Raw genomic sequence first — 16,834 nt, 5'->3', positions numbered from 1 at the left:
TGATTTTTCTGGCCGCCGCGGCACGGAAAGGCACGCACGGAAGAGACGCCCCCAGATCGGACGCCGCAGCCCTGCCTGCCCCCAGGCCCGGGCCACTGCGAGAGATCCGCATGACTTCTCCTCTGCAACACCTGGCCGTCATCGGCGCGGGCGCCATGGGCAGCGGCATCGCCGCGCTGTTTGCCGCGCGCGGCCTGGACGTGGTCCTTATCGATCCGGTCGACGGCGCCCTTGAACGGGCGGCCCACAACATCGACCGCCAGCTTCAGGTGCTGTCCGCCAGCGCCGGCGCCGTGCCCTCGACGATGCGGCGCATCCGCTATGAAGCCGGCCTGGAAGCCGCCTGTAGCGCGGAACTGGTCATCGAGGCCGTGCCAGAAAAGCTGGAGCTCAAGCTCGACATCTTCACGCGCCTCGACAGCCTCTGCCCGCCCCACACCCTGTTCGCCACGAATACCTCCGGCCTGTCCATCAACACGCTGGCCGACGCCGTCACCCGGCGCGACCGCTTCGTGGGCATGCATTTCTTCACCCCCGCCGACGTCATCCCGCTGGTGGAGGTCATCCGCAACGACGACACGTCGGACGAGACCGTGACCCGTGTCATGGCCGCCCTGCGCGACGTGGGCAAACGCCCCGTCCTCGTGCGCCGCGACATCCCGGGCTTCATCGCCAACCGCATCCAGCACGCCCTGGCCCGCGAGGCCATCTCCCTGCTGGAGAACGGCGTGGCCAGCGCCGAGGACATCGATGAAGTGGTCAAGTGGAGCCTGGGCATCCGCCTGGCCCTCACCGGTCCGCTGGAACAGCGCGACATGAACGGCATCGACGTGCACTGCGCGATCGCCGAATACCTCTACCCGGACCTGGAAAACCGCACGACGCCTTCGGAACTGCTGCGCGAGAAAGTGCGCGACGGCCACCTGGGCGCCAAGAGCGGCCAGGGCTTTTATAGCTGGGATCCCGAACGCCGTGACCGCGTGCTGCGCGACAAGAGCGCGGCGCTGGCCGAACTCGCGGCCTGGCTGGGCCAACGGCCGCCCGTCTGATTTCCGCACCCAAGCTTCAACCCATCATCAATAAAACAATCCGAGCCGTTTGGAGGCAAAATGAGTCGACTCGCCAGTTTCTTCACCGAGCTGATGCGCAAGTATCTGCCCGATCCGTTTGTATTCGCCATCGGGCTGACCCTGCTGACGCTGCTGCTGGCCTGGGGTATCGAAGGCCAGAGCCTGGGCGCCATCACCCGTGAATGGGGCAAGGGCTTCTGGAGCCTGCTGGCGTTCACGACCCAGATGGCCGTGATCCTGGCGATGGGCTACGTGCTGGCCACCGCGCCGCTGACCGACCGCCTGCTGGATCGCATCGTCGTCCACGTCCACCAACCGCGCACCGCCATCATCGTCGCCACGCTGGTGGGCGGCATCGGCAGCTACCTGAATTGGGGCTTCGGCCTGGTCATCGGCGGCGTGGTCGCCAAGAAGCTGGCCACCAAGGTCAAGGGTGTCCACTATCCCCTGATCATCGCATCGGCCTACAGCGGCTTCACCATGTACGGACTGGGCCTGTCGGCCAGCATCCCCGTGCTGATCGCCACCCCGGGCCATCCGCTGTCCAAGCAGATGGGCGTGATCCCGCTGTCGCAGACCATCTTCTCGACGCCGATGCTGCTGCTGAGCCTGGCCATCATCATCACCTTGCCTCTGCTCAACGCCCTGCTGCATCCGAAGAACGCCAACGAGGTCACCCCCATCGACCCGGCGCTCGACGCCGCGCCGGCCAAGACCGCGAGCGACGACGAAGACCAGAACACGCTGGCCTCGCGCCTGAACAACAGCCGCATCCTGAGCATGCTGATCGGCCTGATGGGTATCGCCTACGTGGCGTTCACCTTCATCGACGGCGGCTCGCTGGACCTGAACCTGATCAACTTCATCATCCTGTTCCTGGGCATCATCCTGCTGGGTACGCCGCTGGCCTACGTCACCAAGCTGAATGAAGGCATCAAGACCATCGCCGGCATCATTCTTCAATACCCCTTCTATGCCGGCATCATGGCCATCATGGCGGGATCCGGCCTGGTCAACACGATCTCGCAGATCTTCGTCGACGTCGCCACCCCCGGCACCCTGCCCTTCTGGGGCCTGATCAGCTCCTTCGTGATCAACTTCTTCGCGCCTTCGGGCGGCGGCCACTGGGTCATCCAGGGCCCCTTCATGATCGAAGCGGCGAAGACCATCGGCAGCGCCATCGACCAGACGTCCATGTCGGTCATGCTGGGGAATGCCTGGAACGACCTGGTACAACCGTTCTGGATCCTGCCGGCGCTGGCATTGTCCAAACTGAAGCTGCGCGACATCATGGGTTATACCGTCATCATGATGTTGTGGGTCGGCGTGCTGCATATCATCGCAGTGCTGGCCTGGGGCTTGATGACGCATTAACCCGCCAAGTTATCGATCCGGCGCCGCGCTCCGCCGGATTCCGCAGAAAGCAATCCAAGCAACGGAAGAAAACAGGCCATGAAAACACAAGCCTATCTGGTCACCGGCGCAAGCGCCGGCATCGGCGCCGCCATCGCCCGCGCCCTGCTCGACGCGGGCCACGGCGTGGTCAACGTCGACTACCGCCTGCCCGCCAACCCGCCCGCCGGCCTGGTGTCCTTCCAGGCCGACCTGACCGACCAGGCCCAGACGGAAGCCGTGGCGCGCCAGGTCACCGAAGCCTATGACATCGTCGGCCTGGTCAACAACGCAGGCGCCACGCGCCCCGGCACGGCCGACACCGCGTCGATGGCCGACCTCGACTACGTCGTCAACCTGCACCTGCGCACGGCCCTGATCCTGACCCAGGCCGTGCTGCCGTCCATGCGCGCGGCCGGCTTCGGCCGCATCGTCAACATGGCCTCGCGCGCCGCGCTGGGCAAGCCCGAACGCGTGGTGTACTCGGCCACCAAGGCCGGCCTGATCGGCATGACGCGCACCCTGGCCATGGAGCTGGGTGGCGACGGCATCACCGTCAACGCCATCGGCCCGGGCCCCATCGCCACCGACCTGTTCACCAAGAGCAACCCGGAAGGCGCGCCGCAAACCCAGCGCATCATCAACAGCATCGTGGTCAAGCGCCTGGGCACCCCGGAAGACGTGGCGCGCGCCACCATGTTCTTCCTGGCGCCGGAGAACGGTTTCGTGACCGGGCAGATCCTGTATGTTTGCGGCGGCACCACGCTCGGCGTGGCGCCCGTCTGATACCCCTAGCGCCCCTCACGTCCAGGGGCGCGATTCTTTTCTAGGAGCACATTCATGTTGTTCATGGCCCAAATGCAGGTCAACCTGCCCCCCGACATGCCCGTTGAACTCGCCGACAAGCTGAAGGCGGACGAGAAGGCCCTGGCCCAACGCCTGCAGCGCGAAGGCAAATGGGTCCACCTGTGGCGCGTGGCCGGCCGCTACGCCAATGTCAGCATTTTCGATGTGGCCGACAATGACGAGCTGCACACGTTGCTGTCGTCGCTGCCGCTGTTTCCGTACATGGATGTCAACGTGACCGCGCTGGCCCGCCATCCTTCGGCGATCTGACGCGCCTGCCGTTTCCTTCCTTTCCAGCCGGAGCCGCCATGCCCTACATCATCGAGACCTTCGACAAGCCGAACCATCAGCACGTGCGCCAGCAGCACCGGCCTGCGCACCTGGAGTTCCTCAAGGACAACAGCACCCTGCTGCTGGCCTGCGGCGCCAAGCTGCATGACGACGGCAGCGATATCGGCGGCGGCCTTTATGTGGTCGCGCTGGACACGCGCGAGGAAGCGGAACGTTTCATTACCGCCGATCCCTTTTCCAAGGCCGACCTGTTCGAGCGCGTGTCCATCACGCGCTGGCGCAAGGCCTATGTCGACGGCAAGTGCCACCTCTGAACCCCATTCAACCGGAGCCCCCATGTCCTATGCCGATCTGAGCCAAGCACGCCTGTACTACGTCCTGGACGGTCCCGCGGATGCCCCCGTGCTGGTGCTGTCCAATTCGCTTGGCTCCAGCGCCGACATGTGGGCCCCGCAGATTCCCGAGCTGGCGCGCCATTTCCGCGTGCTGCGCTATGACACGCGCGGCCATGGCCTGTCCTCGGCCCCGGCCGGCGACTACACGTTCAAGCAACTGGCGGGAGATGTCGCCGAACTGCTGGATCACCTGAAGATCGCCCGCGCGCATTTCTGCGGCCTGTCGATGGGCGGCCCCACCGGCCTGCAATTCGCGCTGGACTATCCGGCCCGCATCGACCGCCTGGTGTTGAGCAATACCGCGGCCCGCATCGGCGGCGTGGACGGCTGGAACCAGCGCATCGATGCCGTCAAGCGCGACACGCTGCATGCGATGGCGCCGGCCTTGATCGAGCGCTGGGTCACCGCGCAGTGGCGCGAAGCCAACCCGGGCCTGGCCCAGGTGCTGGTGGACATGATGCGCCGCCATTCCGACGCGGGTTACGCCGGCAATTGCGCCGCCCTGCGCGATGGCGACCTGCGCGAGCAGGTGGGCCGCATCGCCGCGCCCACGCTGGTGATCAGCGGCACGCACGACGTGTCGACCACGCCGCAGCAAGGCCGCGAACTGGCCGCCGCCATCCCCGGCGCGCGCTACGAGGAACTGGACGCCGCGCATATTTCCAACTGGGAGCAGCCGCGGGAATACGCCCGTCTGCTGGTCGATTTCCTGAAGGGGTAAACCATGGCACGCTGGCAACAACGTCCGCCCGGATCGAACTGGGGCGACTTCGGCCCTGACGATCAATTGGGCCGGGTCAATCTGATCGGCGAGGAACAGGTGCTGAAGGGCGCGCGCGAGATCCGCGCGGGCAAGACCTTCTGCCTGTCGCTGCCGCTGGATCTGCCGGGCGGCAATGTGCTGAACCCGCGCCGCCATCCGCCCCAGCTCAGTCCCACGCGCATGCAGGACACGCCTTATGTGAATTTCCCCCTGCGCAATCTGAATCCCGACGCGGTCGACGTGCTCAGTGACGACCAGGTGCTGCTGTCCATGCAGTACTCGACGCAGTGGGATTCGCTGGCGCACGTCGGCGCGCTGTTCGACGCCGACGGCGATGGCAAGGCCGAGCTGTGCTACTACAACGGCTATCGCGCCGGTGTCGACGTGGTCGGCCCGAAGGATGCCACGCACGCCGGTTGCGGCTGCGATGGCGATGGACCGTCGGCCGCGTTGAAGCTGGGTGTCGAGAACATGGCCATCAAGGGCATGCAGGGCCGCGGAGTGCTGGTCGATCTGCAGCGCCACTTCGGCACTGGCCGCACCCTGATCGGCGCCAAGGAATTGCTGCAGGTGCTGGCCGCGGATGGCATCGAGGTCGAGCGCGGCGACATGCTGGTGCTGCGCACCGGCTTCGCCGAAGCCGTGGTGGAAATGGCGGGCCAGCCGGATGCCGACGTCCTGCATCATTACGGGGCCGCGCTGGACGGCACGGACGCCGAGCTGCTGCAGTGGATCAGCGACAGCGGCATCGCGGCCTTGTGCGCGGACAACTATGCGGTGGAAGCCTACCCCGCCCGCGAACGGCAAGGCCCGCGCGCCATGCTGCCCCTGCATCATCACTGCCTGTTCAAGCTGGGCTTGCCGCTGGCCGAGCTGTGGTACCTGAAAGAGCTGGGCGAATGGCTGCATGCCAACGGCCGCCATCATTTCATGCTGACGGCCCCGCCGCTGCGGCTGCCGCATGCGATCGGGTCGCCGGTGACCCCTATCGCGACGGTCTGAAGCGCGTAGCGCGCTGCACGTTGCACTTTGCGGCATGAAAAGGGCCCCGCATCCATCTGGCTGCGGGGCCCTGTTTCTTCAGCGTCGCTATGTCAGTGGAACGCCGCCCACGCCAGAGTCGCGGAGAACGCGCCCAGCACGACGGAGGCGCCGCGCTGCACATGCGCCGGGTTGAGCCACGTGATACGTCCGCTGCCCAGCTGGGCGCCGAAGGCGATCCATAGCAGGCCGACGGGTAGCAGCAGAACAGCGAATATGCCCATCGCCGCCGCGTAAGCCGGTAGCGACGCAAAGGCCACCGCCGGAAAAATGGTGCCGGCGAACAGCGCCGCCTTGGGATTGAGCATGGTGGCGACGAACAGGGTCTTCATGCCGATCTCGCGGCGATCCGCCGAGGGCAGCGCCACCGCGCTGCGCCACATATTCACGGCCAGCCAGGCCACGTAGACACCGCAGACCACACGCGTGACGGCGGGCAGCCAGGAAAACTGGTGGGATGCCTGCACCAGGAATACGCCCCACACCGTGATCGCCACCGTGTAGCCGGCCAGCTCCGCCGCGGTCAGCCGGGCCGCGCGGCGCACGCCCTGGCGCAGGCCGGCGGCGGCAAGCAGCGTATTGGTAGGACCGGGCATGATCAGGACGACCAGGATGCCGAAAGCCAGCAGTAGCGCGTCGGAGTAAGAAAACATAACGGTGTTCGAAGGTTGAAGGAAACTTGCCTTGCATCTTACGGACAGGTTCAGCACGGACTTAGCTTGCCGCGCCCCAGGCCGCGTCCTAAGTCGCGTCCTGACCGGTCATCACCATATGCGCCAGGGCATCGGCGTTCAAGCCCGCCACGGGACGGTCGATGACCTTGGTGCCGGCCTTCATGATCGCCACCCGATCCGCCAGGGCCGCGACGTCGGACATATTGTGGCTGATGAGTATGACGGTACGCCCCTCTTCGCGCAGGCGCCGGATCAGGCCCAGCACCAGCGCGGTTTCCTTCACTCCCAGCGCGGCGGTGGGCTCGTCCATGATGACGATGTCCGCGTTCCAATGCAGCGCGCGGGCGATCGCCACGGCCTGGCGTTGCCCGCCCGACATGCGCTCGACCGGACGCCGCATGTCCTCGATGGGTACCGACAACCGTTGCAGATAACCCAGGGCCTCGCGCCGCATGCGCGGCTTGTCCAGCACCCGGATGCCGGGCAACAGGCGCCGCACATGCTCGGCGCCCATGAAGATGTTTTCCACGATGGACAGCCGCGGCGCCAGCGCCAGATCCTGGTAGATCGTGGCGATGCCCTGCCGCAGGGCGTCATGGGGCGAGCGGAAACGGACCGGCTGCCCCTTCAGGGCGATGCTGCCGCCACTGGGCGGCTGCGCGCCGGAAACGATGCGGATCAGCGTGGATTTGCCCGCGCCGTTGTCGCCGCAGATGGCCAATACCTCACCGGCATGCACGTCCAGATCGACACCGTGCAGCGCCTGCACGGCACCGTAGGACTTGCTGATTTGCTTGAGCGACAGGACGACGGACATATTCTTGCGGGCTGCGGAATTCAGGACGCTGGGATTCAGGGCTTCAGGTAATTCTGGACGTTGTTCTTGTCGACCAGCACCGCGTTGGCGAAAAGATACGGACCCGTGGTGATGCTGTCCTTGGACTGTTTCTTCACCACGATGCTGTCCAGCGCGTCCACCGCGCGCTTGCCCATGTCCTCGAAAGGAATCATGACGGTAGCGGTGATCAGGCTTTGCGGATCGGCGATGCGGCGATAGGTTTCCGGGCCGCCGTCGATGGACACCAGGGTGATGTCGCCCTTCTTCATGCCGGACTGCTGCAGCAGATCGTCGATCACATAGGCCTGGCCGTCGAAGGACGCCCAGATGCCCTGGAATTTGCCCTGGTTCTGCATCAGCAGCGCACGCATGCCGTTGCGCACGTCATCGCGCCAGCTTTGCGTGCGCGCCATGGAGAACTTGGCCAGTTCCTTGACGGCGGTGTTCTCCGATATCACCACGTCGAGGACCTTGCCGCGGATGCGGGTGCCCGAGTTGTTCTCGAAGCGCGCGGTGATGATGTTGCCGCGATAACCCAGCTGGCCCAGCAGATACAGCGCGGCGTCGGCGCCCACGGTGTATTCATTGCTTTCCACGTCGAACAGCATGTGCGGGCTGGCGCCGGACATCACGCCGATCACGGGGATGCCGTGCTCCTTGGCCGCCTGCAGCTGGGCGTCGGCTTCCACCGGCTTGCCCATGGCGACGACGATGGCGTCCACCTTGCGGTTGACCAGGGTGTCCAGTTGCTCCGCGTGCTTGGGCAGCGAGCCTTCCGAATTCAGCAGCGTGACGTTCCAGCCCTTGGCCTTGGCCTCGGCGGCGGCCGCGTTGGCCACGCGCGCGTGCGTTTCCGAAGACATCTGGAAGGCCACGATGCCCAGTTCGAAGGCATGCGCGGCGGACGCGCCCAGCATCAGCGCGGTCGCGGCAACGGGAAGTACGAGTGTGGAAATCAGCTTGCGCATGATGGATGGCCCCCGGTGTTCCTGGATTGAATAGTCAGAATGCGATCAGAATTTGAATGCGGCTTTCTTCAGCACGGTGGCCGACACAGCCACCGACGCGATGATGATCGCACCCAGCACGATGTCCTGCACATAGTACGGCGCGCCCATCAGCACCAGGCCGTTGCCCAGGACCTTGAGGGTCAGCGCGCCCACCAGGGTGCCCGGCACATTGGCGCGGCCGGGTTCGAACATGGTCATGCCCAGCAGCACGGACGCGATGGCGTAAAGGAAGTAATCGCCGGCCATATTGGGCGCGGCCGAAGACAGGCTGGCCGTCAGCAGCACCGCGGTGGCGCCGGCCAGCAGGCCGGCCAGGGCCAGGCCCAGGCATTTCATGGCGCGGATATTGATGCCGGCCAGGCGGGCCGACTCACCGGCCTCGCCGGTGGCGGTCATGCGGGCGCCGGTACGGGTCCACTTCACCAGGAACAGCGCGGCCAGTGTCACACCGATCAGCCACCAGACCGGCGCCGGCACGCCCAGCCATGCGCCGCGGCCCAGGCCGGTATAGCCGGTCGGCCAGCGGCCCACGAAGGACACGCCGTCGGTCAAGGCGAAGGCCAGGCCGCGGGCAATGGCGGCCATGCCCAGGGTGGCGATCAGGGACGGCACGCGCAGCACCGTGACGGCCATGCCGTTGCCCAGGCCGCAGGCCAGGCCGACCAGCAGGCCACCGGCCACGCCCATGACGACGGGATGGCCGCCCTGGATCAGCGCGCCGGCGACCACGGCCGACAGGCTGGCGACGTCGGCGACGGACAGGTCCAGTTCGGCGTTGATCAGGGCCAAGGTGAAGCCCAGCGCCAGGATGGCCAGGAAGCTGGTCTCCTTCAGGACATTGAGCAGATTGCCGGCGGCCGCGAAATTGGGCGCGGCGACCATGAAGAAAAGCACCAGGACCAGGCCGGCGACAGCAGTGCCGTAGGTTTCAAGAAAATCACGCATCGGATTCGGGCAGGACGTCGAGTGGCTGGCGTGAGCGGGTCGGCCCGGCCGGAAAGCGGGAAAAGACGGGGATTTTCGTGGAAAACGGGGCACAAGTGAAGCCCTGTTGTTCCGGGGTGTCGGCGCCGGGCGCCTGGCGGAGCGGCGCTGCCGCCCGCGCCGCCGCACGTCGGCCGGGATGATCCCGGCCATTTCCCCGTTGCCAGGAGGCATCGGCGGGATGGCCGGCGTCCGGTTCGCCCCTACGTTGTCATGCCGGCGAGTGACCTGGAGATGGGCGCCAAGGCGGCTTCGGCGGCGCGGTACTGTTGATATAGCGCGTCGTAATGCCGCTGGCGCTCTGGGTCCGGTTCGTAGCGGCGGCCTTCGCGGACGACGCTTTGCTGGGCGGCGGCCAGGGAGGAAAAATGGCCGAGGCCGGTCCAGGCCACCACCGCCGCGCCCAGCGCGCCTGGCTCTTTTGCCGCGCCGACGCTGACGGGCCGGCCGCAGATGTCCGCCTTGACCTGGCACCAGGCGGCATTGGCCGCGGCGCCGCCGCCGAAGCGGATCTCGGTGACCGGTGCCCCCAAGGCCGCTTCGCCCCGTTCGAGCACCAGGCGATTGAGAAAGCCCACACCCTCCAGCACGGCCCAGGCCAGATCGCCCGCGCCATGCCGGCGGTTCAGGCCGACGAAGGCGCCACGCAGGTCGGCATCCCAATAAGGCACGCGTTCGCCTTGCAGATAAGGCAGGAACAGCAGCGGCTGCGGGTCGCGCGGCGCGGCGAGCAGCGCCTCGATACGCGCGGCCACGCCAAGCCCGGCCGTGGCCGAGGGTACGGCAGGCGTCCGATCCGGCAGCCCGGCCGGTGAGCGGCCGTCACCTTGGCCAAGGCTTTGGTCTTGGCCGAAGCCTGCCCCCTCCAACACGCTTAACAGCCAAGCCATCGTATCGGCCCCGTTCTGCCCCGGGCCGCCGATCTGGTGCAGGCCATCGCCCCAATCGACCGTCATCAGGCCGGCCGCGCGTGGCGCAACCGCATGTTCAGGCACCTGGGCGATGACGCCGAAGACCTCCGTGGTCCCGGAAATGTTGTACGCATGGCCGGCGCGCAGCGCGCCCAGGCCGGCGACCGCCGCCCACGTGTCATTGGCGCAGCAGAACACCGGCACGCCGGCCAGTTGCGCCAAGGCGCCCGGCAAGCCAGCCACCACTGCCCCCACCGCATCGGTCGGCGCCAGCAAGGGCGGCAGCAAGCCCGCATCCAGACCGGCCGCCTCCAGCAAACTCGGCGCCGGCAAGGTCATCGCCGCGGGCGCCAAGGCGGACAGATCGGCAAAGGCACCGCCTTCTCCAGCGGCCGCATGCAGCCGCGCCATCGATACGGGATCGCTGGCGCGCACGCCGGTCAGGCGAAAGTTAAGGTAATCCTTGGGTTCCAGCACGCAACGGGCGCGCGCGAGGATGGCCGGTTCGTGGCGGCGCAGCCAGTCCAGCCGGGCCAGGGGATGGAAGGCGTTGACCTGGGCCAGTTCAGGATGATCTTGCGGAAGCCGGGCCCGCAAGGCATCGATGTCGGCAGCCGCGCGCGTATCGCGCCACGTCAGCGCCGCGCGCAATGGCCGGCCCGCGTCATCCAGCAGTATCTGCGTGCGCGTGACTCCGCATATCGCGATGCCGCGAATCTCGGCGAAGCGCGCGGGGTCTTGCCGCGCCAGCGCATCAGCCAAACCGATAAGGATGGTCCACCACTCGTCCGCATCGACTTCCGCATGGCCGCTCGCGGCACCCGCGCCGTCACCGGGACTGGGCAAGGCATGTTCGGCCCAGACCTGCCCCTGCGCGTCATAGAGCGCGGCACGGAAACTCGTGCCGCCCAGATCGCAGGCCAGCACGACGCTCATGACTCAGCTCCGGGCAAGGGACGGGCGCAGGGCTTGCACGCGATGAAGAAGCAAGTAGGGAACATGGCACAACGCAGTAGGCAAATGGCCCCGGCATATTAACGGAGAACAAAAACCAAAATGCCGGACCACCTTTGGATGTAGGTGGCACCTTTCCCCTCAGCCATTTGGCCGGCATCAGGTGCGGTGCATAGGCTTTTTCTACGTCAAAAACCCGTCGTGTGCCCGATAATCAATTCGCTCTCTCCCCCAGAAAAATGCGCTACCAGGAGTTCCCCCATGTCCGACCCTCATGCGCCCTACCGCGCCCTGCGCAACACCGACAGGCTCATCGCCGAGAGCCAATACCGTCTGGAACGCCAGCAGCATCACCTGGACTGGCTGCACGAGCAGCAATGCGACGCCGAAGAAGCCGTCCATGCCTTGCACACGCTGGAGGCGGAGTTGGCGTCCCTGCGCAGCGAACGCGACGCTCTGATCCGTTCGCTTGCGCAGCCTCCCGTCATCCACTGAATCATGCAGGCGCGCCGGGCGGCGCGGGCGGCGTCACCGCGGCGCGCGTGGCGGTTGGGGACGCCAACAGCAACCGATAGAGCACGCCGCCCAGAACGCCGCCGACCAGGGGCGCCAGCCAGAACAGCCACAGTTGCTGCAGGGCCCAGGTGCCCTGGAAGATCGCCACGCCGGTACTGCGCGCGGGATTGACGGACGTGTTGGTCACCGGAATGCTGATCAGGTGGATCAGGGTCAAGGCCAGCCCGATGGCCAGCGGCGCGAAACCCTTGGGCGCGCGCTCGTCAGTGGCGCCGTTGATGATGATGAGGAACATGGCCGTCATCACCACTTCCGTGATCAGCGCGGCAACCATGCTGTACTGACCCGGGGAATGCACACCATAGCCATTGCTGGCGAAGCCGGCGCTGGCATCGAAGCCGGTCTTGCCGCTGGCGATCAGGAACAGCACGCCGCCCGCGATGATGCCCCCGGCCACCTGTGAGGCCATATAGGGCAGCACGTCGGCCGCCTTGACCCGACCGCTGGCGAACAGGCCCAGGGTCACCGCCGGATTGAAATGGCCACCCGAAATATGGCCCACGGCGTACGCCATGGTCACCACAGTCAGGCCAAAAGCCAGCGCCACGCCGGCAAACCCGATTCCGTATTGTGGAAACGTGGCGGCCAACACCGCCGACCCGCACCCTCCCAGCACCAGCCAGAAGGTCCCGAAAAACTCCGCAAAAAGCCGTTTGATCATGAGGTTCTCCGTCAGGTGGTAAGTTACGTTTTCCATCCTAGGAAGACATCCAACGACTCACAAGGCAATAAACCGTGACAAACCACGTCTTCCGCCGGGGCTCACTGACCGGGGGTCACCGCTGAGCAAGCTCACTCTACGCCAGGGGCGCTGAGATTGGCATTCGCCCCCTCCTCCATCCGGATATCGCCAAATGCGATAATCTCCGCTTCCCCTCGGAGACAATCTTGACCCGCATCGATGATCCCAGCCGCGACCGCGAAGTCGGTAACGCGGATTCCACCCACGACACCACGCGTATCGACGACGTCCGCATCGGTGCCGTGCGCCCGCTTATCTCGCCCGCCTTGCTGCTGGACGAAGTGCCGATCACGCCGGCCCTGGAAAACCTGGTCGAGCGCAGCCGCGCCGAGATCGCCGACGTCCTGCACGGCCGTGACGATCGCCTGGTGGTGGTGGTCGGTCCCTGTTCCATTCACGATCACGACCAGGCGATGGAATATGCGCGCCTGCTGAAGACGGCGGCGGACGATCTGCGCGAAGACCTGCTGATCGTCATGCGCGTGTATTTCGAGAAGCCCCGCACCACCGTGGGCTGGAAGGGCTATATCAACGACCCGCGCCTGGATGGCAGCTATCGCATCAACGAAGGCCTGCGCCGGGCGCGTGAGCTGTTGCTGGATATCGGCAAACTGGGCCTGCCCGTGGGCACCGAGTTCCTGGATCTGCTCAGCCCGCAGTTCATCGCCGATCTGATTTCCTGGGGCGCCATCGGTGCCCGCACGACTGAAAGCCAGAGCCATCGCCAGCTGTCTTCGGGGCTGAGCTGCCCCTTGGGGTTCAAGAACGGCACGGACGGCAGCGTGCAGGTGGCGTCCGACGCCATTGTGGCGGCGCGGGCCAAGCATGCCTTCATGGGCATGACCAAGATGGGCATGGCGGCCATTTTCGAAACGCGCGGCAACGATGACACGCACGTCATTTTGCGGGGCGGCAAGAAGGGCCCCAACTACGATGCGGCGGGTGTGGAAGAAGCGTGCCAGAGCCTGCGCAAGGCGGGCCAGCGGGAGCAGGTGATGATCGACTGCTCGCACGCGAATTCGAACAAATCGCACGCGCGGCAGATCGATGTGGGTGCCGATATCGCGGCGCAGCTGATTGCTGGCGAACAGCGCATTTGCGGCGTGATGATCGAGAGCCATCTGGAAGAAGGACGCCAGGATCTCGTCACTGGTGTGCCGCTCAAGCGCGGTGTGTCGATCACCGACGCGTGCATCAGCTGGTCGCAAACCGCCCCCGTGCTGACCCAACTCGCCCAAGCCGTCCGCGCGCGCCGCGCACGGAAATAGGAAATTGAGGGGCTGCGCCCCTCAATACGCCCCCGCCCCGCGCGGCGAAGGGGTTGAGGGGCGCAGCCCCCCTCACCGCTCCCCGCGCCCGCGAACCACGCCCCATGTGAAGGTGGGGTTGAGGGGCGCAGCCCCCTCAACACTCCCCCGCGACCGCGAACCTCAACCCACGTAACGACGGGGGTTGAGGGGGCGGAGCCCCCTCTATTCTTTCTCCGGCCGTGGCCGAAGTCCGCTCTCTCACGCCCACTCAATTCATACATATGATTTGATTGACCCAGATGATATTTGCCCATAAGATGACCCCGCACATCGATGAAACGGCCCCCGGCGCCCCGCCGCGAAAGCCGCCGCACCCAGGAGGAAGACATGATTCACGCAGTACTGCACGACGCCAAGGACACGGTCGCCGTCGCGGTGGTGGAAGGCATCACCGCCGGCACCGAACTCAATGCCTGGATCATGGATGAAGACAAGATCATCCATGTGACGGCCAAGCAGGACATCCCCATCGGCCACAAGGTGGCCCTGAAGGACATGAACACCGGCGACACCATCTTCAAGTACGGCGTCGACATCGGCAAAGTGGTCGCCCCCATCCAGGTCGGCCAGCACGCCCACGTCCACAACATCAAGACCAAGCGCTGGTAACTCGTCCCCACCCCATTCCCTGCCGAGAGGATTCCAAATGGCTGTCGTTTCCGCCTCCACCACTTTCCGCGGCTACCGCCGCGACAACGGCCGCGTCGGCGTGCGCAATCACGTCATCGTGCTGCCGGTCGACGATATCTCCAACGCCGCCGCCGAAGCCGTGGCGAACAACATCAAGGGCACCCTGGCCCTGCCCCATCCCTATGGCCGACTGCAGTTCGGCGAAGACCTGGAACTGCACTTCCGCACGCTGATCGGCACCGGCTGCAATCCCAACGTCGCCGCCGTGATCGTCATCGGCATCGAAGAAGGCTGGACCAAACGCGTGGTCGACGGCATCGCCAGCACCGGCAAACCCGTCGCCGGCTTCAGCATCGAACTGCACGGCGACCACGACACGATCATGCGTGCATCCAAACAGGCCAAGGAGTTCGTGCATTACGCCACTGCGCTGTATCGCACCGAATGCCCGATCGAGGACCTGTGGGTGTCGACCAAATGCGGCGAGTCCGATACGACATCGGGCTGTGGCGCCAACCCCACCGTCGGCAATGCCTTCGACAAGCTCTACACCCTGGGCACCACGCTGGTGTTCGGCGAGACCTCCGAACTGACCGGTGGCGAGCACATCGTCGCCGCCCGCTGCGCCAATGACAAAGTGCGCGACCAGTTCATGACCATGTTCAATCGCTACCAGGACATGATCGACCGCTGGAAAACCAGCGACCTGTCCGAGTCCCAGCCCACCAAGGGCAATATCGCCGGCGGCCTGACCACGATCGAAGAAAAGGCGCTGGGGAATATCCAGAAGATAGGCAAGAAATGCCGAGTCGACGGCGTGCTGGACAAGGCGGAAATCCCCACCGGGTCCGGCCTGTGGTTCATGGACTCTTCCTCGGCCGCCGCCGAAATGGTCACGCTGTGCGCCGCATCCGGCTACGCGGTGCATTTCTTCCCGACGGGCCAGGGCAACGTCATCGGCAATCCCATCCTGCCGGTGATCAAGATCTGCGCCAACCCTCGCACGGTGCGCACCATGTCCGAACACGTCGACGTCGACACGTCCGGCTTGTTGCAGCGCGAGATCGATCTCGACCAGGCGGGCGATAAATTGCTCGAATGCATGCTGGCTACCGCCAATGGCCGCTGGACCGCCGCCGAGGCATTGGGGCATCGTGAGTTCGTGCTCACACGGCTTTACGAGAGTGCTTAAGCATCATCCGCTACCGGCATAGTGCCGGCGGCTTCCATGCAGGCTCATCAGGCGCACCGGCCCGAAGACGGCCGGGCGCCTGTTCGCCCGTCCAACGGCGGGCCCACCGGAGGAGACCGACCATGCAGAAGAAGAACGATGTCCGCACTTCCACTTCCACCAAGACCCCCGACGTTGCCACCAGCTGTTCCTCGACCGCATGCGACGACGCGCCCGCCTCGGCGCGCCGCCGCTCGACACTCGGCGTGCTGGGCGCCGGCGCGCTCGCAAGCCTGACGCCATGGCTGCCGGCGTTCGCCGCCGACGCGGACAACGGCAAATGGCCGGACAAGCCGATCAACTACGTGGTGCCCTTCCCGCCCGGCGGGCTGACGGACGTGGCGGCCAGACAGGCCGCCAAGGCGCTGGGCATGGCGGAAAACTGGAATGTGGTGGTCGAGAACAAGCCCGGCGGCAGCGCCAATATCGGCGCGGCCTATGTGGCGCGCGCGCATCCCGATGGCTACACCTGGCTGGCGATGACGCTATCGCACGCCGCCAATGCCACGCTGTTCCAAGGCAAGGCCGGCTATGAACTGTTGAAGGACCTGATGCCGGTCGCGTGCATGGCCTCGTCGTCGATGATGGTGGTGGTCAATCCCAAGAGCTCCATCAAGACCATGGACGATCTGCTGCAAGCCGCCAAGACGCGCTCACTGACCGCAGGTTCCAGCGGCAATGGCACGCCGCCGCATCTGACCCTGGCGCTGTACCAGAGCCTGACCGGAACCAAGCTGCTGCATGTGCCCTACAAGGGCGGCGCGCCTTCCCTGACCGACCTGCTGGGCGGCCAGGTGGACCTGATCTTCTCCAACTATCCGGAATCGCTGGCCTACGTGAAGGCCGGCAGCCTGCGCGCCCTGGCCGTCAGCAGCAAGCAGCGCAGCCCCGACCTGCCCGATGTGCCCACCGTGGCGGAAGCCGGCCTGCCTGGCCTGGTCGTGTCGAATTTCACAGGCGTGATGGCGCCGGCGGGCACGCCGCAAGCGGTGGTGAACCGCATCAGCAAAGCCATCGTCAAGCAGATCAGGCAGCCGGAAATGACCAAGAGCCTGGTATCCCTGGGCTTCGGCGCCCAGCCCATGGAGGCGGCCGAATTCGGCCCCTACTTGAAGGGCGAAGTGGAGCGCTGGGCCAAGATCATCCATGACGCCAACATCCAGGTCGGGTAAGCCA

General features: G+C 65.8%; 18 protein-coding genes. 12 read left to right on the top strand and 6 right to left on the bottom strand.

Annotation, left to right across the window (positions count from 1 at the left end):
- Positions 1-110: 110 nt before the first annotated feature.
- The 7 genes from ASB57_RS01600 (at position 111) to ASB57_RS30905 (ending at position 5,759) form a co-directional block, all read left to right on the top strand.
- A complete protein-coding gene (locus tag ASB57_RS01600) occupies positions 111-1,049 on the top strand; it encodes a 3-hydroxyacyl-CoA dehydrogenase NAD-binding domain-containing protein (RefSeq protein WP_057649972.1) in 939 nt (312 codons plus the stop codon).
- Positions 1,050-1,109: 60 nt separating this feature from the next.
- Positions 1,110-2,444, top strand: a complete 1,335-nt coding sequence (locus ASB57_RS01595; protein WP_057649970.1) for a short-chain fatty acid transporter — start codon at positions 1,110-1,112, stop codon at positions 2,442-2,444.
- 78 nt (positions 2,445-2,522) lie between these two features.
- Entirely contained in the window at positions 2,523-3,248 is a 726-nt protein-coding gene (locus tag ASB57_RS01590; RefSeq protein ID WP_057649968.1) for an SDR family oxidoreductase, read from the top strand.
- A gap of 54 nt (positions 3,249-3,302) precedes the next feature.
- Positions 3,303-3,578, top strand: coding sequence for a muconolactone Delta-isomerase (gene catC, locus ASB57_RS01585; RefSeq protein WP_057649967.1), 276 nt, complete (start codon positions 3,303-3,305; stop codon positions 3,576-3,578).
- A 38-nt stretch (positions 3,579-3,616) separates the two neighbouring features.
- A complete protein-coding gene (locus ASB57_RS01580) occupies positions 3,617-3,913 on the top strand; it encodes a YciI family protein (RefSeq protein WP_057649965.1) in 297 nt (98 codons plus the stop codon).
- Positions 3,914-3,935: 22 nt separating this feature from the next.
- Entirely contained in the window at positions 3,936-4,715 is a 780-nt protein-coding gene (gene pcaD / locus ASB57_RS30910; protein WP_057649963.1) for a 3-oxoadipate enol-lactonase, read from the top strand.
- A gap of 3 nt (positions 4,716-4,718) precedes the next feature.
- On the top strand, positions 4,719-5,759 hold the full coding sequence (locus ASB57_RS30905) for a cyclase family protein (RefSeq protein WP_057649961.1): 1,041 nt from the start codon (positions 4,719-4,721) through the stop codon (positions 5,757-5,759).
- A gap of 92 nt (positions 5,760-5,851) precedes the next feature.
- Here ASB57_RS30905 and ASB57_RS01565 read toward each other — a convergent pair whose 3' ends face one another.
- The 5 genes from ASB57_RS01565 to ASB57_RS01545 all read right to left on the bottom strand — a co-directional run bounded on the left by ASB57_RS01565 (position 5,852) and on the right by ASB57_RS01545 (position 11,151).
- Complete coding sequence (locus tag ASB57_RS01565; protein ID WP_057649959.1) at positions 5,852-6,451, bottom strand: LysE family translocator; 600 nt, start codon at positions 6,449-6,451, stop codon at positions 5,852-5,854.
- Between the two features lie 88 nt (positions 6,452-6,539).
- Positions 6,540-7,289, bottom strand: a complete 750-nt coding sequence (locus tag ASB57_RS01560; RefSeq protein ID WP_057649957.1) for an ATP-binding cassette domain-containing protein — start codon at positions 7,287-7,289, stop codon at positions 6,540-6,542.
- A gap of 35 nt (positions 7,290-7,324) precedes the next feature.
- Positions 7,325-8,278, bottom strand: a complete 954-nt coding sequence (locus ASB57_RS01555; protein ID WP_057649955.1) for a substrate-binding domain-containing protein — start codon at positions 8,276-8,278, stop codon at positions 7,325-7,327.
- Between the two features lie 45 nt (positions 8,279-8,323).
- Positions 8,324-9,265 carry an ABC transporter permease gene (locus ASB57_RS01550; protein ID WP_057649953.1) on the bottom strand — a complete coding sequence of 314 codons (942 nt, stop codon included), beginning with the start codon at positions 9,263-9,265 and terminating at the stop codon, positions 8,324-8,326.
- A gap of 242 nt (positions 9,266-9,507) precedes the next feature.
- Positions 9,508-11,151, bottom strand: coding sequence for an FGGY-family carbohydrate kinase (locus ASB57_RS01545; RefSeq protein ID WP_057649951.1), 1,644 nt, complete (start codon positions 11,149-11,151; stop codon positions 9,508-9,510).
- A gap of 279 nt (positions 11,152-11,430) precedes the next feature.
- On the opposite strand from ASB57_RS01545, the gene ASB57_RS01540 reads away from it, so the two are divergent.
- Positions 11,431-11,664 (top strand): hypothetical protein, encoded by a 234-nt coding sequence (locus ASB57_RS01540; RefSeq protein ID WP_057649949.1) that lies wholly within the window; start codon positions 11,431-11,433, stop codon positions 11,662-11,664.
- Between the two features lies 1 nt (position 11,665).
- Here the strand turns inward: ASB57_RS01540 and aqpZ are convergent, their stop codons facing one another.
- Positions 11,666-12,406, bottom strand: a complete 741-nt coding sequence (gene aqpZ, locus ASB57_RS01535) for an aquaporin Z (RefSeq protein WP_057649948.1) — start codon at positions 12,404-12,406, stop codon at positions 11,666-11,668.
- Between the two features lie 227 nt (positions 12,407-12,633).
- Between aqpZ and ASB57_RS01530 the strand changes: the two genes are divergently transcribed.
- The 4 genes from ASB57_RS01530 (at position 12,634) to ASB57_RS01515 (ending at position 16,830) form a co-directional block, all read left to right on the top strand.
- Positions 12,634-13,755, top strand: coding sequence for a 3-deoxy-7-phosphoheptulonate synthase (locus tag ASB57_RS01530; protein WP_057649947.1), 1,122 nt, complete (start codon positions 12,634-12,636; stop codon positions 13,753-13,755).
- A gap of 369 nt (positions 13,756-14,124) precedes the next feature.
- Positions 14,125-14,406: a UxaA family hydrolase gene (locus ASB57_RS01525; RefSeq protein ID WP_057655842.1), complete on the top strand. Its 282-nt coding sequence runs from the start codon at positions 14,125-14,127 to the stop codon at positions 14,404-14,406.
- A 37-nt stretch (positions 14,407-14,443) separates the two neighbouring features.
- Complete coding sequence (locus ASB57_RS01520; protein ID WP_057649946.1) at positions 14,444-15,619, top strand: UxaA family hydrolase; 1,176 nt, start codon at positions 14,444-14,446, stop codon at positions 15,617-15,619.
- A gap of 122 nt (positions 15,620-15,741) precedes the next feature.
- A complete protein-coding gene (locus ASB57_RS01515; protein ID WP_082621302.1) occupies positions 15,742-16,830 on the top strand; it encodes a tripartite tricarboxylate transporter substrate binding protein in 1,089 nt (362 codons plus the stop codon).
- Positions 16,831-16,834 lie beyond the last annotated feature (4 nt).

The sequence above is a fragment of the Bordetella sp. N genome (assembly GCF_001433395.1).
Classification (GTDB): Bacteria; Pseudomonadota; Gammaproteobacteria; order Burkholderiales; family Burkholderiaceae_B; genus Bordetella_C.
This window is presented reverse-complemented; position numbering and strand designations above follow the sequence as displayed.

What these genes read in the sequence shown, in the direction of transcription:
- ASB57_RS01600 (WP_057649972.1), top strand. Translation starts at nt 111, where the DNA reads ATGACTTCTCCTCTGCAACACCTGGCCGTCATCGGCGCGGGCGCCATG.
- ASB57_RS01595 (WP_057649970.1), top strand. Translation starts at nt 1,110, where the DNA reads ATGAGTCGACTCGCCAGTTTCTTCACCGAGCTGATGCGCAAGTATCTG.
- ASB57_RS01590 (WP_057649968.1), top strand. Translation starts at nt 2,523, where the DNA reads ATGAAAACACAAGCCTATCTGGTCACCGGCGCAAGCGCCGGCATCGGC.
- catC (WP_057649967.1), top strand. Translation starts at nt 3,303, where the DNA reads ATGTTGTTCATGGCCCAAATGCAGGTCAACCTGCCCCCCGACATGCCC.
- ASB57_RS01580 (WP_057649965.1), top strand. Translation starts at nt 3,617, where the DNA reads ATGCCCTACATCATCGAGACCTTCGACAAGCCGAACCATCAGCACGTG.
- pcaD (WP_057649963.1), top strand. Translation starts at nt 3,936, where the DNA reads ATGTCCTATGCCGATCTGAGCCAAGCACGCCTGTACTACGTCCTGGAC.
- ASB57_RS30905 (WP_057649961.1), top strand. Translation starts at nt 4,719, where the DNA reads ATGGCACGCTGGCAACAACGTCCGCCCGGATCGAACTGGGGCGACTTC.
- ASB57_RS01565 (WP_057649959.1), bottom strand. Translation starts at nt 6,451, where the DNA reads ATGTTTTCTTACTCCGACGCGCTACTGCTGGCTTTCGGCATCCTGGTC.
- ASB57_RS01560 (WP_057649957.1), bottom strand. Translation starts at nt 7,289, where the DNA reads ATGTCCGTCGTCCTGTCGCTCAAGCAAATCAGCAAGTCCTACGGTGCC.
- ASB57_RS01555 (WP_057649955.1), bottom strand. Translation starts at nt 8,278, where the DNA reads ATGCGCAAGCTGATTTCCACACTCGTACTTCCCGTTGCCGCGACCGCG.
- ASB57_RS01550 (WP_057649953.1), bottom strand. Translation starts at nt 9,265, where the DNA reads ATGCGTGATTTTCTTGAAACCTACGGCACTGCTGTCGCCGGCCTGGTC.
- ASB57_RS01545 (WP_057649951.1), bottom strand. Translation starts at nt 11,151, where the DNA reads ATGAGCGTCGTGCTGGCCTGCGATCTGGGCGGCACGAGTTTCCGTGCC.
- ASB57_RS01540 (WP_057649949.1), top strand. Translation starts at nt 11,431, where the DNA reads ATGTCCGACCCTCATGCGCCCTACCGCGCCCTGCGCAACACCGACAGG.
- aqpZ (WP_057649948.1), bottom strand. Translation starts at nt 12,406, where the DNA reads ATGATCAAACGGCTTTTTGCGGAGTTTTTCGGGACCTTCTGGCTGGTG.
- ASB57_RS01525 (WP_057655842.1), top strand. Translation starts at nt 14,125, where the DNA reads ATGATTCACGCAGTACTGCACGACGCCAAGGACACGGTCGCCGTCGCG.
- ASB57_RS01520 (WP_057649946.1), top strand. Translation starts at nt 14,444, where the DNA reads ATGGCTGTCGTTTCCGCCTCCACCACTTTCCGCGGCTACCGCCGCGAC.
- ASB57_RS01515 (WP_082621302.1), top strand. Translation starts at nt 15,742, where the DNA reads ATGCAGAAGAAGAACGATGTCCGCACTTCCACTTCCACCAAGACCCCC.